This is a genomic window from Bradyrhizobium lablabi (assembly GCF_001440475.1).
In the GTDB taxonomy this organism is placed as follows: domain Bacteria; phylum Pseudomonadota; class Alphaproteobacteria; order Rhizobiales; family Xanthobacteraceae; genus Bradyrhizobium; species Bradyrhizobium lablabi.
The window spans coordinates 25,675-42,268 of record NZ_LLYB01000135.1 but is presented as its reverse complement, the minus strand read 5'-3'; the positions used below and the strand labels follow the sequence as shown (position 1 = coordinate 42,268).

17 protein-coding genes are annotated in these 16,594 nt (G+C 63.4%); 8 read left to right on the top strand and 9 right to left on the bottom strand.

Annotated elements, in window-relative coordinates:
* The first annotated feature begins 220 nt into the window (after positions 1 to 220).
* The 4 genes from epmA to CQ14_RS41340 are packed head-to-tail and all read left to right on the top strand — an operon-like array spanning position 221 to position 2,869.
* Entirely contained in the window at positions 221 to 1,273 is a 1,053-nt protein-coding gene (gene epmA, locus CQ14_RS41355; protein ID WP_057863499.1) for an EF-P lysine aminoacylase EpmA, read from the top strand.
* Positions 1,270 to 2,361 (top strand): lysine-2,3-aminomutase-like protein, encoded by a 1,092-nt coding sequence (locus CQ14_RS41350; RefSeq protein ID WP_057863498.1) that lies wholly within the window; start codon positions 1,270 to 1,272, stop codon positions 2,359 to 2,361. The genes epmA and CQ14_RS41350 overlap by 4 nt, the downstream gene beginning before the upstream one ends.
* A 7-nt stretch (positions 2,362 to 2,368) precedes the next feature.
* On the top strand, positions 2,369 to 2,584 hold the full coding sequence (locus tag CQ14_RS41345; protein WP_057863497.1) for a hypothetical protein: 216 nt from the start codon (positions 2,369 to 2,371) through the stop codon (positions 2,582 to 2,584).
* Between the two features lie 27 nt (positions 2,585 to 2,611).
* The gene (locus tag CQ14_RS41340; protein WP_057863496.1) at positions 2,612 to 2,869 is read left to right on the top strand and encodes a hypothetical protein; all 258 of its coding nucleotides are present in this window, start codon (positions 2,612 to 2,614) and stop codon (positions 2,867 to 2,869) included.
* Between the two features lie 78 nt (positions 2,870 to 2,947).
* Here CQ14_RS41340 and CQ14_RS41335 read toward each other — a convergent pair whose 3' ends face one another.
* The gene (locus CQ14_RS41335) at positions 2,948 to 4,165 is read right to left on the bottom strand and encodes an MFS transporter (protein WP_156435881.1); all 1,218 of its coding nucleotides are present in this window, start codon (positions 4,163 to 4,165) and stop codon (positions 2,948 to 2,950) included.
* Between the two features lie 137 nt (positions 4,166 to 4,302).
* The gene (locus tag CQ14_RS41330) at positions 4,303 to 5,184 is read right to left on the bottom strand and encodes an SDR family oxidoreductase (RefSeq protein ID WP_057863494.1); all 882 of its coding nucleotides are present in this window, start codon (positions 5,182 to 5,184) and stop codon (positions 4,303 to 4,305) included.
* Positions 5,185 to 5,284: 100 nt separating this feature from the next.
* Here CQ14_RS41330 and CQ14_RS41325 point away from each other — a divergent pair, with 100 nt between their 5' ends.
* The 4 genes from CQ14_RS41325 (at position 5,285) to CQ14_RS41305 (ending at position 9,329) form a co-directional block, all read left to right on the top strand.
* Positions 5,285 to 6,115 carry a helix-turn-helix transcriptional regulator gene (locus tag CQ14_RS41325; protein ID WP_057863493.1) on the top strand — a complete coding sequence of 277 codons (831 nt, stop codon included), beginning with the start codon at positions 5,285 to 5,287 and terminating at the stop codon, positions 6,113 to 6,115.
* A 604-nt stretch (positions 6,116 to 6,719) separates the two neighbouring features.
* A complete protein-coding gene (locus CQ14_RS41315; RefSeq protein WP_057863491.1) occupies positions 6,720 to 7,913 on the top strand; it encodes a lanthionine synthetase C family protein in 1,194 nt (397 codons plus the stop codon).
* A gap of 168 nt (positions 7,914 to 8,081) precedes the next feature.
* Positions 8,082 to 8,840 (top strand): outer membrane protein, encoded by a 759-nt coding sequence (locus tag CQ14_RS41310; protein WP_057863490.1) that lies wholly within the window; start codon positions 8,082 to 8,084, stop codon positions 8,838 to 8,840.
* Positions 8,841 to 8,966: 126 nt separating this feature from the next.
* Positions 8,967 to 9,329, top strand: coding sequence for a DUF6665 family protein (locus CQ14_RS41305; protein ID WP_057863489.1), 363 nt, complete (start codon positions 8,967 to 8,969; stop codon positions 9,327 to 9,329).
* 40 nt (positions 9,330 to 9,369) lie between these two features.
* On the opposite strand, the gene CQ14_RS41300 is transcribed toward CQ14_RS41305, so the two are convergent.
* The 7 genes from CQ14_RS41300 to CQ14_RS41270 all read right to left on the bottom strand — a co-directional run bounded on the left by CQ14_RS41300 (position 9,370) and on the right by CQ14_RS41270 (position 16,435).
* Entirely contained in the window at positions 9,370 to 9,813 is a 444-nt protein-coding gene (locus tag CQ14_RS41300; protein WP_057863488.1) for a hypothetical protein, read from the bottom strand.
* A gap of 302 nt (positions 9,814 to 10,115) precedes the next feature.
* The gene (locus tag CQ14_RS41295) at positions 10,116 to 10,577 is read right to left on the bottom strand and encodes a GNAT family N-acetyltransferase (protein WP_057863528.1); all 462 of its coding nucleotides are present in this window, start codon (positions 10,575 to 10,577) and stop codon (positions 10,116 to 10,118) included.
* A 221-nt stretch (positions 10,578 to 10,798) separates the two neighbouring features.
* On the bottom strand, positions 10,799 to 11,887 hold the full coding sequence (locus tag CQ14_RS41290; RefSeq protein WP_057863487.1) for a 3-deoxy-7-phosphoheptulonate synthase: 1,089 nt from the start codon (positions 11,885 to 11,887) through the stop codon (positions 10,799 to 10,801).
* 219 nt (positions 11,888 to 12,106) lie between these two features.
* A complete protein-coding gene (locus CQ14_RS41285) occupies positions 12,107 to 12,691 on the bottom strand; it encodes an HdeD family acid-resistance protein (protein ID WP_063800504.1) in 585 nt (194 codons plus the stop codon).
* A gap of 117 nt (positions 12,692 to 12,808) precedes the next feature.
* Positions 12,809 to 13,852 (bottom strand): PrsW family glutamic-type intramembrane protease, encoded by a 1,044-nt coding sequence (locus CQ14_RS41280; protein ID WP_057863485.1) that lies wholly within the window; start codon positions 13,850 to 13,852, stop codon positions 12,809 to 12,811.
* 117 nt (positions 13,853 to 13,969) lie between these two features.
* Complete coding sequence (locus CQ14_RS41275) at positions 13,970 to 15,184, bottom strand: MFS transporter (protein ID WP_057863484.1); 1,215 nt, start codon at positions 15,182 to 15,184, stop codon at positions 13,970 to 13,972.
* Between the two features lie 18 nt (positions 15,185 to 15,202).
* Positions 15,203 to 16,435: a Zn-dependent hydrolase gene (locus CQ14_RS41270; RefSeq protein WP_057863483.1), complete on the bottom strand. Its 1,233-nt coding sequence runs from the start codon at positions 16,433 to 16,435 to the stop codon at positions 15,203 to 15,205.
* Between the last annotated feature and the right edge of the window lie 159 nt (positions 16,436 to 16,594).

Here is a 16,594-nt window from a genome sequence, read left to right as displayed (position 1 = left end):
GCGGGCCACAAGGTTCAGCACTCGGCCCGAGGCTTATCGCGTGAATGGACAAGGCGAGCGGGTTTCGCCATGACAAGATGGATTAAGTGCCGGAGGTTGCCGCCGCGTGGCGGAATCGGAGAGAAAGTCGAACAATTTCAATGGTATTTGCCGATTCCTTGAGCGACTTTTTAGGCCCGGCGGAGAACGCTGCGTGGCGGCTGGACAGGGTTCATTGCTGATGGCTGGGACCGATCAGCCATCGCCGTGGTGGTCGGCCGCGCGGCACGCCGACCGGAAGCCGTTCCTGATGGCGCGAAGCGCGATCACGCGGGCGGTGCGCGGCTGGTTCGACGAGCAGGGATTTTGCGAGGTGGAGACCGGCATCCTGCAGGTCTCGCCGGGCAACGAGACGCACCTGCATGCGCCTCGTACTGAGATAATCGGTAACGATGGCACCCGGGCGACGCGCTATCTGCGGACGTCGCCGGAGTTCGCCGCGAAGAAACTGCTCGCCGCCGGTGAGACCAAGATATTCGAATTCGCGCGCGTGTTCCGCGATCGCGAGCGCGGCGATCTGCATCTGCCTGAATTCACCATGCTGGAATGGTACCGCGCCGACGCAAGCTATGACGCGATCATGGCCGACACCGTCGTCGTGATCGCCCATGCGGCGCAGGCGACGGGGATCGGCCGGTTTTCGTTCCGCGGCAGAACGGCAGATCCGTTTGCCGAGCCGGAACTGCTGACGGTCACAGCAGCGTTCGAACGCTTTGCCGGAATAGATCTGCTCGCTACCATCAGCCATGGCGAGGGCGATCGAGCGGCGCTTGCGGCGGCGGCCAAATCGCGGGTGCGGATCACGGATGACGACACCTGGTCAGACATTTTCAGCAAGGTGCTGGTCGAGCATGTCGAACCCAATCTGGGGCAGGGGCGTTTGACCGTGTTGTTCGAATATCCGGCGCCGGAAGCGGCCCTGGCGCGGACGAAGGCGGCCGATCCGCGCGTCGCCGAACGTTTCGAGGTCTATGCCTGTGGCGTCGAACTCGCCAATGGGTTTGGCGAACTGACCGATGCCGACGAACAGCGCCGCCGTTTCGCCGCAGCGATGGACGAGAAGCAGCGGCGCTACGGCGAGCGCTATCCGCTGGACGAGGATTTTCTCGCCGCCGTCGCCGAGATGCCACCGTCCTGCGGCGTCGCGCTCGGCTTCGACCGCTTGGTGATGCTGGCGAGCGGCGCGCTGCGGGTGGACCAGGTGGTGTGGACGCCACCTTCAGGAGAGACATGAACAGGATCGATCCGAAATTGTCGGCAACGCTGCGGCAGCCCGCCGATCTCATCGAGCGCGGGCTGGCGCAGGCGGCTGATCTGGCCGACCTCGAGCGGGTCGCCACGCGCTACGCGATTGCCGTGACGCCTGAACTCGCCAACCTGATCGACACGGAAAATCCGGACGATCCGATCGCGCGGCAGTTCATCCCGAGCGCGCTCGAACTCGTGACCGCGCCGGGCGAAAATGCCGATCCGATCGGCGACGACGCGCATTCTCCGGTTAACGGCATCGTTCATCGCTATCCCGATCGCGTCCTGTTCAAGCTGGTGCACGTCTGCGCGGTGTATTGCCGCTTCTGCTTCCGCCGCGAGATGGTCGGGCCAGGCAAGGCAACGGCGCTGTCGGATGCGGCCTATCGCGACGCATTGGACTATATTCGTCAGCACACCGAAATCTGGGAAGTCATCCTGACCGGCGGCGACCCCTTGATGCTGTCGCCGCGGCGGCTGGCCGAGATCATGACTGACCTCGCCGCCATCGATCACGTCAAGATTGTCCGCATCCACACCCGCGTGCCGGTGGCCGCGCCCGCGCGCGTCGATGGCGACATGATCAGGGCGTTACGAGTTGATGGCGTCACGACCTGGATCGCCGTTCACGCCAATCATCCGCGCGAATTGTCGGGCGAGGCCCGCGCCGCCTGCGCCCGGCTTGCCGACGCCGGAATTCCGTTAGTGAGTCAGACGGTGCTGCTCCGCGGTGTCAACGACGATACGGCGACGCTGGAAGCGCTGATGCGTGCTTTTGTCGAAAATCGGATCAAACCCTATTACCTGCATCACGGCGATCTGGCGCCGGGGACCGCGCATCTGCGCACCACCGTCGCCGAAGGCCAGGAACTGATGCGCCATTTGCGCGGCCGCGTCTCAGGCCTGTGCCAGCCGGAATATGTGCTCGATATTCCCGGCGGCCATGGAAAGGCGCCGATTGGACCGAATTATTTGTCGCATGCAAGTTCCAGTGAATCTGAACTATCCTCGGAAACGCGGTATCGTATCGTCGACTATTGCGGCGACGTTCATCTCTATCCGCCAAAGCCGTGATCTCGCGATGACGGAGAACGGCGAGGAGAAGCGGGAGCCGCCGGAAGAGGAGGGCGGCCATCGCGCTATCGAAAATGCGGTGCTGCTCGGCTTCTTCGTGGTGCTGGTGGCCGCCGGAATCTGGCTGCTCGGCACCATGGCCGACGTACGAAAGGCGCAGGACTGCGCCGCCCAGGGACGCCGCAACTGCGCAACGATCGACGTGCCGGAGCGGACACGATAAATGAATCTAAAAGGCGGGAGAATCAGGATGCAAAGAACAATCTTGTCGGTCGCGCTGATGGTCCTGCTTGGCATGCCTATGGCGTTCGCGCAGGGCGGAACGTCGACCATGCCAAAGAGCAGCAGCCCGAGTGCCGGAGGAATCCCGGAGGCGCCGATCGGGCACCGTCAGCCCCGCCGCGGCGAAGTGCCCAGCGAAAAGAACCTGAGCGACCCGAACGATCCCCTGAGCAAGGAAAACGCAGCGCTCGACCGCAAGATCAAGAGCATCTGCCGCGGCTGCTAGGGCCAGACTCCCTGAGAACCGGAAGCAATGGTTGCTGCGAACCCCCTTTGGTCTTGCAGCCGACCTCCGTTCGCGATCTCAGCCGTATTTCGCCGCACGGCGATGCAGGACGAGCAGGAAAGCCAATAGCACGGCGGCCGACAGGCCGAGCGACCAGTGTATCCCGATTGCGGCACCGAGCAGGCCCACGGTGATCCCGCTGAAGGCGCGCATGCCGAGCCCGGCCATGTTGAACAGGCCGACGACGCGGCCGCGGATCTCGGTCGGGGCATTTATCTGGACCAGGGCCTGCGCCATCGTATTGAACGACAGCTCGAAGAACCCCGCGGCGAACAGCAATACGATCGCAAGCGCGTAAATCCCGACGGAAGCGAACGCGAGCAGGGACAGGCTCCAGAGAATGGCAAGCACGATGGCGGTCCGCGGGGAAATCTTGAGCCGACCCCACGCTTCCAGAACGATACCCGCAAGCAGCGCGCCGGCGGCGTCGGCGGCCAGCAGCACGCTGTAGGCGACGCCGGGGTCGCCATGCCCAAGTTCGCCGGCGAAGCCCGGCATCTGGGCGTGGTAGGCGTTGCCGATCATGAAGGAGGTCAACCCGGCGAGCAGCGTCATCAAGGTCAGGACCCGGTGCGTGCCGATGTCGCGGATGGTCTGCACGATGTCGGCAAGGCCGCGAACGGCGAGGCGGCGCACCGCCAGGCTCTTGTCGCGGACCGGCGCCCAGAACAGCCACAGCAGCATCGGCAAATAGAACAGCGTGTTGAAAATGATGCCGTGCGATGGGCCCAGCGTCAGCATGATGACGCCGCCCACGGCCGGGCCGACCAGGATGCCCAGATAGCGCGCCGTCGCGTTCATCCGTACCGCGCTCGGCAGATCGGTTTGGCCTACGATGTCGTAGAGCAGCAACTGGTTCGGCGTCTGCCACAGCACGCCGGCGCAGCCGTGGATCACCAAAAGCAGCATCGCGTGCCACATCTCAAGCGTATCGGTAATGAAGAAAACACCCCATCCGGAGGACGCCACGATGAACAGCAGCATCCCGCACTGGATGATGCGGCGCGGGTCAAAGCGATCGGCCAGCCCGCCCACGGCGACGGAGAAGAACAGGAAGGGCAGCCAGTGCGACAGCACCGCAAAGCCCGCCAGCGCCGGCGAATGGAATTTCTGGAACACCACCCAGTAGCTGATCACATGCTCGATGTTGTCGGCCATCATCGCCAGCACGTAAGCCACGAACTGCGCACGGTAGGGCCGCGACTTCATGGCTGCGAACGAGCTGGATGCAGCCACGGGCTTCGTCGAAGGTTGGGAGTTCAATTCATCACCTGGCAGGACGTCACCGGCTCGGCGCTGCGCGGCGGCCGATCCGGCATTTCGCTTGCGCCGATACACGCTCGTGGTTCGGCGCTCAAGACACTTGGTTGTGCTTAGGCATCGAAATAATGGGCCTGATCGAGGTCGGCGATCAGCCCCGGCTGCGCCGGCTTCCATCCCAGCCCTGACCTCGTCCGCTCGCTCGAGCTTGGGACGTCCATGCCGGCGAACATGGCGAGCCAGCCGAAATAGCCGGCTGCCTCTTCCGGAGTTTTCGAGACGACCGGCAGGCCGAGCCGGCGGCCGATCACCTCGGCGATCGCCTTGAACGGAACGCCCTCGGCGACGGCGTGATAGGTGCCGTTCCCGACGCCCCGTTCGAGCGCAAGCCGGTACAGCCGGGCGGCGTCAAGCCGATGTACGGCGGGCCAGCGGTTCTGCCCGTCGCCGATATAGGCTGCGACGCCGTTCTCGCGCGCGATACTGATCAGGCGCGGGACGAAACCATGATCGCCCCTGCCATGGGTCGACCGCGCCAGGCGCACCGCGGATACGCGCACGCCGCGTGCCGCTACCGCAGCAGCCGCCACCTCTGAGACGCGCGGGGAATGCGGATCGGGGGGATCTGCCTCGGTTGCGGTCCGGCCCGGAGCCAGCGCGCCAAATCCTGAGGTGACGAGCAGCGGCCGCGCGGATCCTTCCAGCGCGGCGCCCATCGCCTCGATCGCGCGGCCGTCTTCCGCGCAATTTTCTGCATATCTTGAGAAGTCGTGGTTGAACGCGGTGTGGATGACGGCATCGGCCTTGCGCGCGCCGTCGCGAAGACTTTGCAGATCCTCCAGCGAGCCGCGATGAACCTCGGCGCCCACGTCTGCAAGCGCGGCGGCTCCGGTATCGGAGCGGGCGAGCCCCACGACGTGATGGCCCGAACTGATCAGTTCGCGGACAATGGCCGAGCCGACGAAGCCGGTCGCGCCGGTGACGAATACGCGCATGGATGTCTCCGATGTTTTGTTCGGAGACCGGTATCGACCAAGCATTCATCATGTTAAAGTAGTGATGTTATCATGGTATAATGGCTAACAGGATCGGCAAATGTCCGTCGAGGCCGACAATCTGCTCGGGACCTACTTGAAGGATCGCCGCGTCAGGCTCGATCCAGCGGCGTTCGGTTTCGCAGTTGGGCGCAGACGCACGCCGGGCTTACGCCGGGAAGAAGTCGCCCAGCGCGCCAGCATCAGTCCGACCTGGTATACATGGCTGGAGCAGGGCCGGGGCGGCGCTCCGTCGGCGGACGTGTTGAACCGCATCGCTGCTGCGCTGATGCTGACCGACGTCGAGCGCGAACATCTTTTTCTGCTCGGGCTCGGCCGTCCGCCGGAGGTCCGCTACAAGGCCACCGAGGGCGTCACACCGCGCTTGCAACGACTGCTCGATGCCTTCGAGGTCAGTCCTGCCCTGATCAAGACCGCCAGTTGGGACGTGGTCGCCTGGAATCGCGCGGCCGCTGCAGTTCTCACCGATTACGGCGCGCTCGCTCCGGGTGACCGCAACATCCTTCGCCTGATCTTCTGCGACCCGCGCGTCAGGGCCGCGCAAGTTGATTGGGACAGCATCACCCGTTTCGTGGTCGGCGCATTCCGGGCGGATGCGGCGCGCGCCGGCGCCGTTTCCGAAGTCGGCGAACTCGTGGAGGAGCTTTGCAAGCGCAGCCCCGAATTCGCGGCGCTTTGGCGTGACAATAACGTCAATGTGCACGGCGAGGGCGTCAAGCGCCTCAAGCACCCGATCCTCGGCCCGATCACGATGGAATATTCCGCATTTGCCGTCGATGGCCGACCCGACCTCGGCATGATCGTCTATAATCCGGTCACGCGTTCCGATGCCGATCGCATCCGGTCTCTGCTGGCATCGCAGCCGGTATAGCGCGAACCGTCAGCCGCGGATCCCAAGCCGACACACATCACAACTGCGCCAAGTGTGCCGATCTGCCGTCGTCTACCGGTAACGGCCGATATATCATCCCGGGCTGTGGTGAGATGGGAGGTCGCATGCCCGCCAAAATGTTGCGAACGATCGCGGTTGTTGCGGCTGTCTGCTGCTGCGACGGAGCATTTGCCGTCGCGTCCAGCGCGCCGCGCCATGCGCTGTTGGCGGTTCAGGGATCGACTGCCTCCCATCGATCCGACGCGCTCAAGGCACGCCCGCGTGTGGCAGGACTGAAGCACAAAGCCGCGCGGGCGATGGCAGCCGATCGCAATTCCTATGTTGATCCGGTAGCGCCGTATAAAGCCAATCGCCTTTCGTCGCCGCGGGCGGCTGAGCCTATCCTCAACATTCCCGGGCAAACCACCGTGTTGACGAGAGAAGTGCTCGATGACATGAAAGCCACCAGCCTCAGGGACGCCATGCGCTCAACCGCCGGCGTGACGATTGGAAGATAGTGGGAGCGGCCTTGGGCCGCCTTCGATATTCGTGCGATCCTTTTTTCGTCTGAACAAGATGGATCGCGCTCGGGAGACCCTCAGGCATGATTGCCCTCGGTCGTCATCGTCCGCTCGCACCGGGCGCCTGGAGTGAATTGGTCGTCCGGGCTGCGATCGAAGAAATTGCGGCCGATGCCATCACGCAGTTCGATTCCGACACGTTCTGGCCGGGTCATCCAAGCGACGATGGCGTGGGAGACGGTAACCCCAGTTTCTACACGGGCGCCGCCGGTGTCATTTGGGCGCTGGACTATTTGCATCGGATCGGCGCTGTTAGCGTTGCCCGAGACTTCCGCCCTGTTCTGCCCCGGCTTCTGGAGCGGACGCGCTTGGCCTTCGAAAACAATTCGCCTGCCGATTACGGGAAGCATGGTTCGCTGCTCAAGGGCGACATGGGTGCGGCGCTGCTCGCCATCCGTCTCGCCCCTACATCGAGCCTGGCGGATCTCGTGCATATGCGCGCAGAAGCAAATATGGAGCTGCCGATCCGGGAGCTCATGTGGGGCATGCCCGGCTCCATGCTTGCGGCAATCCATATGGCTGCGATGACAAAGGAGCCGAGATGGCGCGGTCTGTTCGAAGTGCAGGCGGCGCGGCTGTTGGGCGCGCTCGAGGACACGCCGCAAGGTCACCTTTGGACCCAGGATCTCTATGGCGAGAACGACCGTTGGCTGGGGCCCGTTCACGGTTTTGCCGGCAACGTCATTCCGTTGCTGCACGGGTGGGGTTGGTTGACGCCGGCGCAGCAAGCACAGGTGGCCGAATTTGTGCCGCAGACACTCGCAGCGAACGCGTGGCCGTCGGAAATCGGGACAAACTGGGCGGCGAGAAGCAAGCGCGCGAGGCCGCCTCTCTATTGTCAGCATTGCCACGGCGCGCCCGGCATGGTGACGACATTTGCCGATGCGCCGTTTGCTGCCCCTGAATTCGACGCACTCCTGGTCGATGGCGGTCGCTTTGCCTGGGCCGCCGGACCATTGACCAAGGGCGCGGGCCTTTGCCACGGCACCGGCGGAAATGGCTACGCATTCCTCAAGCTCCACCGCCGCACCAACGACCCGGTTTGGCTCGACCGCGCACGCCAATTCGCGATGACGGCCATCGTCCAGTATCGCGGCGCTCATGCCGTCGTCGGCCGCGGACGATATACGCTTTGGACCGGCGATGTCGGGCTTGCGATCTACCTTTGGGACTGCATCACCGGGGAGCCTCGCTTCCCGACGATCGACGTGTTCTGATCCGAACGCGGCGACACGCCGAAGCGCAGGGCGGATTACGCCTTCGGCCAATCAGCGCTGATGCAATCAGGTAACATTCCAGCGAAATATTGGACATGAAGACGAGGCGTGCTGTCGCATGCAAGGGATTCGTGACAGAAGGGATGCATTCGTTGTCTTGGGGGTAGCATGCTTCGTCAGGTGATTGCCGGACTTGGGTTTCTCTCGATCCTCTCGGCTGCCGGCCCGGCATCTGCTGCCGACCTCGCAGCAAGACCCTACACGAAGGCTCCTCCGATTGCCGCGCCGGTGTATGATTGGAGCGGCTTCTACGCTGGTCTCAACGGCGGTGGTGGCTGGAGCCATGAATGTTTCACCATCACGAACGTGGCGGGCGTCCCGGTCAACCCGAACTCTGAAGGCTGTCACACCGCAAACGGCGGCGTGGTCGGCGGTCAGCTTGGCTATCGCTGGCAGGCGGGCAGTTGGGTGTTCGGCCTCGAAGCCCAGGGCGATTGGGCTGATCTGAAGGGCTCCAACTCGAGCCTGACGGCTATCATTCCTTACACCAACCAGACCAAGATCGACGCCATCGGCCTCTTCACCGGCCAGGTCGGCTACGCCTGGAATAATGTGCTGTGGTACGTGAAGGGTGGCGCGGCGGTCGCCGACGACAAATACACCTCTTATTTCAACGCCAGTGGCTCCGTCATCTATCAGGCCAGCGAAACGCGATGGGGCGGGGCCGTTGGCACTGGCGTCGAGGTCGGCTTTGCGCCGAATTGGTCCGTCGCCGTCGAATATGATCACCTGTTCCTGGGCACCAGAAGCATCAGCTTCCGGCCGATCGCCGCAGTCACTCGCAGTGACGACATCAAGCAGGGGGTCGACATGGCGACGGTCCGGGTTAACTACCGCTTCGGCGGCCCCATCATTGCGAAGTACTAGGTCCAAAAGCCGCTGAAGCGAAATCCGTCCTACGGCCCTTCGCGCAATTGCGCTTTGCCTTGAAGAGCCTCCGGCGGACCAATAAGATGGAGATAATTGGCAGGTCACGTTTCGGAGCGCGCCAATATGACGTTGGATTTACTTCGTTCTGGATGCGCAACTCTCGAATATGAATTCGCCCAGGAGAGGGCGTCAGCGTTCGGACGGCTTGGACGGCGGCTTGAGGCCGCGCTGGCGGCGCTTGCCGCGTGCCCGCGGACGGCAAATTCCGATCGAAAGATCCGCGATGACCTCGTCGAACAGGCGGGATATGCGCTCTGGCTCTTCGTCGTGCAACGCGAGGCCTGCGGTCTCAACAAGATCTCGCAAGTGCTGCGGGACTACGGGGTGCCGAACGAGGTGTATGTCCGCATGGGGCCATTGGCCACGCCGAGCGTTCGTCCGACAAAAACCATAGAAGTTGAGGCAATGTCGGCGCCGATGTTCTGAAGGGCGCCTTTCGCGGCCGGCTGTTAACGAGGCCACGCTCTTAGTAATCGAGATCGGACAGGAACGTGGTGTTCACGATCTCAAATTCGGACTCCCGCCAATCCTTCATCAATTTCGCTCGCGCCACACGATGCGTCCCGGAATCCGACGTGGTGCATTTCACGGCGTGATGATCGATGCCTGAAATTTCGAGCAGCGTGTCGAAGCTCGCCTGCCGGTCCTCGCGATTCTCGACTTCGGCGAAGTAGATCGTGTGGTCGAACGTTCCCATCGCCCAACAAAATTGAACGCGGACCTGATCGGCCGCAAATGCTGAAACCGGAGCAAGTAGAACCACCGCCAACAACAATCGAACGGCCGAATTGATCATCGCAATACTCCAAAAAATAATGAAAGAGTTGTTCGAATTGCCCGCACTGCCAAGGGGCCGGCGACGGGCCTGAACCGTTGCAGGAACGTATATTTCGAAGCGTGATTTCTTCATGTGAGCTACCCCACAGCCTCGTTGATTCTTGCAAAGCCTATGCCGCGGGCTTGTTGGCGTAATCAGCCGTTTAGGGGAGGGGTGTCGGATTTAGGCGTCCACGCTTCCGGATCAGACTGCAGCAATCGGCGAGTTCATAGGCGTACGATTCGATCCCCCAGTTTGGGAGTTTGAACCACTGGCATCCCACCAAACTCAATGCTCCCGATCCGGCCTCTCCGCTGGCGCCGCTTTCGGGGAAAAGCGGACATCAACGGGCCGACAATCCCCGCTGAATCGGTCGAAGATGACTCTAACCAGACCTACGGACGGTCCTCCAATGATCGTTCCATGATGATCGTGCGCTCTTCACCATAGTAGCTATCGCGCACGGCCCTGAACCCGAGCTGCACGTAGAACGTTTCGGCGCTGAGTGAAGAAGGGACAGCCAGCCTAGGGATGTTTCTCTCGCGTGCCGTGCGCTCAACCTCGGCCATCAGCAGCTTGCCTATACCCCGGGCCTGAACGTCAGGAGACACAAAGACCGTACGGACTACGCTTCCATCGAGGCTTGCTGTTCCAACGACACGACTGCCAATCGCGGCAACAAAGACGGTGCGCTTGCCGATTAGCTCCAGCACTGCGCTCGGACCAAAGCTGTGCTCGATCCTCTCGATGATCTCTCTTGCATAGTCCTTCGCATTAGTTTCGCACAATGTACGTAAAATAACCGCGCTTATTTCGTCGGCGTCATCCTCACGCGCCGGCCGAATTGTGCATTCCATCGGTCGTCTCCGCTCGCCCAAGGGTCGCATTAAGTCTACAATCGCTAAGGCGACAGCAGGAACCCGCATCCTCGTTCCAGCCTTGGCTCGTGACACGCATGAGGCATCGTGCGGACGGGCTCGCGGGATGCCTGTTGTTGGGCCGGTCGCGTCGTTTGCTGCGAATTGAAACGGGAGCAGGGCACGCCGATCGCGTGCCCTGCTTTGCTATCATCGGCTAATTAAGCCGAACGCTCTTCCCGAAACGTGCTCGGCTGCGCGTTTCGGCGCGTCGCTACCGCATCGGCCAGCACGTTCAGCACGGAAACCGTCGTCTCCCAGTCGATGCAGCCGTCGGTGATGCTCTGACCGTAGACCAGAGGCTTGCCCGGGACCACGTCCTGACGGCCGGCGACGAGATTGCTCTCGATCATCACGCCGGTGATGCGTTGCTCGCCGTTCGAGATCTGCTGCGCGATGTCGGTGACGACGAGCGGCTGGTTCTCCGGCTTCTTGGAGCTGTTGGCGTGGCTGGTGTCGATCATGATCCGCGGCGCGACGCCGGCACGAGTGAGTTCGAGACACGCGGCCTCGACGCTTTCGCGGTCGTAATTCGGCTTGTTACCGCCGCGCAGGATGATGTGGCAGTCCTCGTTGCCGGTCGTTGCCGCGATCGCCGAGCGTCCGCCCTTGGTCACCGCCATGAAATGGTGCGGATGCGAGGCCGACTTCACGGCATCCGCCGCGATGCGGACATTGCCGTCGGTGCCGTTCTTGAAGCCGACCGGGCAGGAGAGACCAGACGCCAGCTCGCGATGGATCTGGCTCTCGGTGGTGCGCGCGCCGATCGCCGCCCATGCCATCAGGTCAGCGATGTACTGCGGCGTCGTCATGTCGAGGAATTCGGTCCCGGCCGGCAGACCGAGATTATTCACGGCGGACAGCACGTTGCGGGCAAGGCGCAGGCCCTTGTTGATGTCGAAGGAGCCGTCGAGATTTGGATCGTTGATCAGTCCCTTCCATCCGACTGTCGTGCGCGGCTTCTCGAAATAGACCCGCATCACGATCTCGAGGCGGTCGGCGAGCGCTTCGCGCAGGGCGGCGAGCCGCTCGGCGTAATCGACGGCCGCGGCGGGATCGTGGACCGAGCAGGGGCCGACGACGACCAGCAGGCGGTCATCGGTGCCGTTCAGGATGGCGTGGATGGCGTTGCGTGCCGCCATCACGACGCGCGTCGCGGTCAAGGTGCGGGGTATCTCGCCCATCACCTCCTGCGGCGTACTCAGCTCTTTCAGTTCGCGAATTCGAAGGTCGTCGGTGGTGCTCAACACGGCTGTGGCTCCTGGTTAGGAAACCTGCCGGCCAATAAAAAAGCCGCCAGGTTTGGCGGCTGTTTGGACTTTTGGCTTCAATTCATCAGATTGAGCGCGATCCTCCCACCGCCAGCGAGCTGTCGTAGCTAAAATACCAAAAGTTGCTGGCGGCGAACGTGATCATGGCGGGCTCTATAGCCCAGCCATTCGGGCTTGTCACCCCCATAATCGGCGGCGTCAGGCCTTGCGTGCCGCGAGCGCCATGCCGACCATCGAGGCGCCGCCGAGCACGAGGTTGATCCCGACCAGGAGCCCGATCGCCCATTGCGCCGAATCCGGCAGGCCGGCGACGATGATGAACGCGATCACGAGGTCCATTACGCCCGACATCAGTAGCCAGGACCAGCGCTCCGACAATTCGCGGCGGTGCTCCAGCGCGTACATGATGGTGACGACGCCTTCGGCCAGGAAATACGCGCCCACTATGATGGTGAGCGTGAGGATGCCTTGCATGGGCCGCGCCAATAAGACGCCGCCGGCAAGGACGGCGAGTGCCGCTGAGAACAGCGACCACCAGAAGCCCGGCATCTGCCGCGACAAGTAGGTGACGAACAGTCCGGCAACGCCGCCGATCAGAAACATCCAACCGAGGAAGATGGTGACGGCGAGGCTTGCCAGCGGCGGCACGATCATCGCGGCCAGGCCGAGCAGGGCAAGCAGGATGCCTTCGAACAGGAACGCCATCCAGCGCGCCTTCACCGCGGCATTCATTTCAGACTGCCGTTTGCCGAGATCTGGAGGGCCGTCCTGGGGAAGGGTCACTGGAAACTCCCGATGCCTGCCGCGCCGATCGAGTGTCCAATATAGCCCGTGCGCCGACTGCGGGTAAAATTTGTTCGCCGTTATCTTTGCGCGAGATCAATGACGGCAGGACGACATTCAGCCCGGCTCAGGCGCGGACGAAAATCCTTCCGAGGACGTCCTGATGCGGTTGCGGCCGAACACATAAACCGCAGACGTCGCCAGCAACAATGCCAAGCCTATCAGAATGGAGGTCATGCCGAGCGGAATGAGAAGCAGCGAGGCGTTGCGATCCGGATTGACGAACCAATGATGGAGCGAGGTCAGCACGAAAGCCGCGCCCGCGAAGCCCGCGCCGCTGCCCACGAGCAAGAGCGCCCACATCCGCCGCAACTGGCTGAGCCGCTCACGCGCAACTTCGGTGCGCGGCGCATGGTGGCGGCCGACGCGCCGAACCAGGCGGATGGCAAATCCGATCGAGCTGAAGCCGATCAAAAGGCTCGCCGCCCCCAGCAGCATTCGCGTGGCGGGGCCGAGATCGGGATGTTTCTGCAATGTCAGGAGCGGGAAGTCGAAGGCGGCGTGCAGTGCCACCGGCGCGAACAGCGCCAGGCACCAGCTCGAGATCCGCGCCCAGTCGCGATGATGGCGATGGGCGCCAAGCGCGGTGCCGGCACGGGCAATCGCGATATAGGCGCCCGCGATGATGCCGAGCGCGCCGTGGAACGGCACCGTCAGCACGCTCCGCAAGGCCGCCAGCGAACGCCACATGTCGGCGTGCTGCACCAGGTAAGCGAGGTTTTCGTAAGCCGCGAAGCCGAGGCCGGCGGCCGCGCCGTAGACCACGGTATCCATCGGATCCGCAAACGTCCGCCGGCGCACCGGCAGCGACACGGCAATGATCACGAGGACCTTGACGATTTCTTCCGGCGCGGCGACGCCGAAAACGGAACGCAGGCCCTGCGTCATCCAGGGATTTCCCGGCACCGCAAGGATCGCGGCAAACGGGGCGCGCGCCACTCCCAACAGCGAAATGCTGGCGGCCCCGAGCACGAACGCGAGCCATACCCGCGCGGGCGGGCCGGGGCGCTCGTCGGCGGCAATGACGAGCCATAGCACCAGCAACGCCGGCGCGATCGCGGCAACGCCGATCGATGTGGGAAGGGCCTGAAGCAGCAGCATTTTGTGGAACTTTACCTCACGTGAGCGTAAATGGCCGTAAACGCAGCCGTTTGCAAGAAAACTAGACGCGACTCCTTGTCACCAAGGAAGAACTGGCGGAGGAAACCGGCGCAGCGCTCAGGCATAGGTCCGTTGGCCGATCTTGCCCCGTACCATCAGCAATCCGGCCAGCGCGACCAGCGCGAAGGCGGCGCCGGCCAGAAACGTTCCTTGCGGTCCAGCGATATCCCAGAGCGCGCCGGCAATGACGCTGGCGGCGAGCATCGCCACGCCGCCGAGCAGGTTGAAGAATCCGAAAGCCGTGCCGCGCAACTCCGCCGGTGCCGTATCGGCCACCAGCGCAGCCAGCAAGCCTTGCGTCAGTCCCATATGCAGGCCCCAGAGCACGACGCCGAGCGCGACGCCGCCTATCGAGGGCATCAGGGCCAGCACGACATCCGCAACGATCAGCACCACAATGCCGCCGGCGAGCACGGCCGTCCGGCTCATGCGGTCCGAGATGACGCCGGCGGGATAGGCGGCGAGGGCATAGACGACGTTCATGGTGACCAGCACGGCAGGCACCAGCATGATCGGCAGCCCGACATTCTGGGCGCGGAGGACGAGGAAGGCTTCGCTGAATCGCGCCAGCGTGAACACGCTCGCGACCGCCACCACCCACCAATAGGCCGTTCCGAGGTTCTTGATCTCGGCGAGGCCGATCGGATTGCGCACGGTGCGCAGCGCTTTTGGCCGTTCCGGCTCACGCACGGCGAAAACGATCAACGCAAACGCCAGGAAGGCGGGGATTACGGCAACCCAGAATACCGTCGTGAAGTTATCTGCCGTCCACCACATCAGGGCGATGGCGAGCAGGGGGCCGAGGAAGGCGCCGATCGTGTCGAGCGATTGGCGCAGCCCAAAACTCGCGCCGCGCAGGTCGGGCGGCGAGAGATCCGCCACCAGCGCGTCACGGGGCGCGCCGCGAATGCCCTTGCCGATCCGGTCGACGAAACGCGCAGCCACCAGCCAGCCGACGGTTGGCGCCAGCGGGAACACCGGCTTGGTGAAGGCCGCGAGGCCATAGCCGATGGCGGCCAGCCATTTGCGCTTGCCGAGCCAGTCCGAGAGTGCGCCGGAGAATATCTTGGTGATCGAGGCGGTGGCCTCGGCGATGCCTTCGATGACGCCGACCGTCACCATCGATGCGCCGAGCACCGAGACCAGGTAGATCGGCAGCAGCGCATGGATCATCTCCGACGAGACGTCCATCAGCATCGAGACGAATCCGAGAATCCATACGCCCGGTGGAATGTCCCTGATCGGACGGGTCGGCTTGGTCTCAGCGGTCATGTCGTTTCTCGTGCCGCCTCATCGCGCCAACAGCCGCCGGCAGGCATCGACAAACACCTCGGCGCCCGTGACGATGTCGGCGTCGGCGGTGTTCTCGGTCCAGTGGTGCGAGATGCCGCCGATCGAGGGCACGAACAGCATGCCCGCCGGCATGACGGTGGCAAGGACCTGTGCGTCGTGGCCGGCGCCGCTCGGCATACGGAGTGCCTTGCCGCCGGCAAAGGCTGCGCCGGCTTGTTCGATGGCCTGCTGGAATGCGGCGTCCATCAACGCGGGCGCGCCGGTGCGGATGCGCTCCACCGCGACGGCGCAGCGGCCCTGCGCGTTGACCTCGGCAGCCATGCCGCGGAGGAGATCCTCCAGCCGCGTGATCACGGCGGGATCGTCGTCGCGAATCTGGAACAGCATCTCCGCCGCTCCCGGGATGATGCTGGGCGCACCGGGATCGAGCGTAATGCGGCCGGTGGTCCACACCGTGCGCGGACCGCAGGCTGCGGGGAAGCGATCGTCGATCGCGACGCAGAACCTGGCGAGCGCAAGCCCGGCATCGCGGCGAACCGCCATCCGCGTGGTGCCGGCGTGGTTCTGTTCGCCGGTGAAGGCGATGCGGTATTGCCAGATGCCGACGATGGACGTGACGATCCCGATATTGAGACCGCTGCTTTCGAGCGTCTCGCCCTGTTCGATATGGGCTTCCAGATATCCGACGTGCCGCCCCGGTTCGCAGCGCGTGCGGGCGCGGCCGGCAAGACCTGCGTCGCGCAGGGCGTCGCGCATGCTTTTTCCCTCGTTGCGGTCGCGCGCGGTGTCGATATCGGCTTCGGTGACGCCGCCGACATAGGACCGGCTGCCAAGGAAGTGTCCGAAATGCCCTTCCTCGTCGCACCAGGCCGCGACTTCAACGGCGCCCTTCATGTCAGGATCGCGATTGATGACGCGGGCGGCTTCGAGCGCGTACACCACGCCGAGCGGTCCATCGAGCCAGCCCGCATGGTTCTGACTTTCCAGATGCGAGCCCGCCAATAGCTTCGGTCCGTCTTTCGTGCTGGTACTGATGATATTGCCGATGCCGTCGATCCCGCCCGCAAGGCCGGCCTCGGGCAGCCGCTCGACCAGCCACGCCAGCGAACGCAGATGCGGCTCCGAGAACGTCGGCTTGTGAACACCGGACTTATACGTGCCAATTGCACGCAGTGCGTGCAGATCGGCAAGGACACGCGCGCCGTCGATGCGCGAGAGATTGGCTGTCATTGAGTTGCGTACCTGTCGGCCCGTAGTTCTCCGGAGAAGAACAAAGTTCCTGAGCGGGTTCTCTAGGATAGAACAAAGTTCCTGCGATCGTTCTGGTAGTAGAACAAAGTTCCTGCGATATCGCCAGTTGCCTTATCTATCCCGTCGATAGCAGCGTCA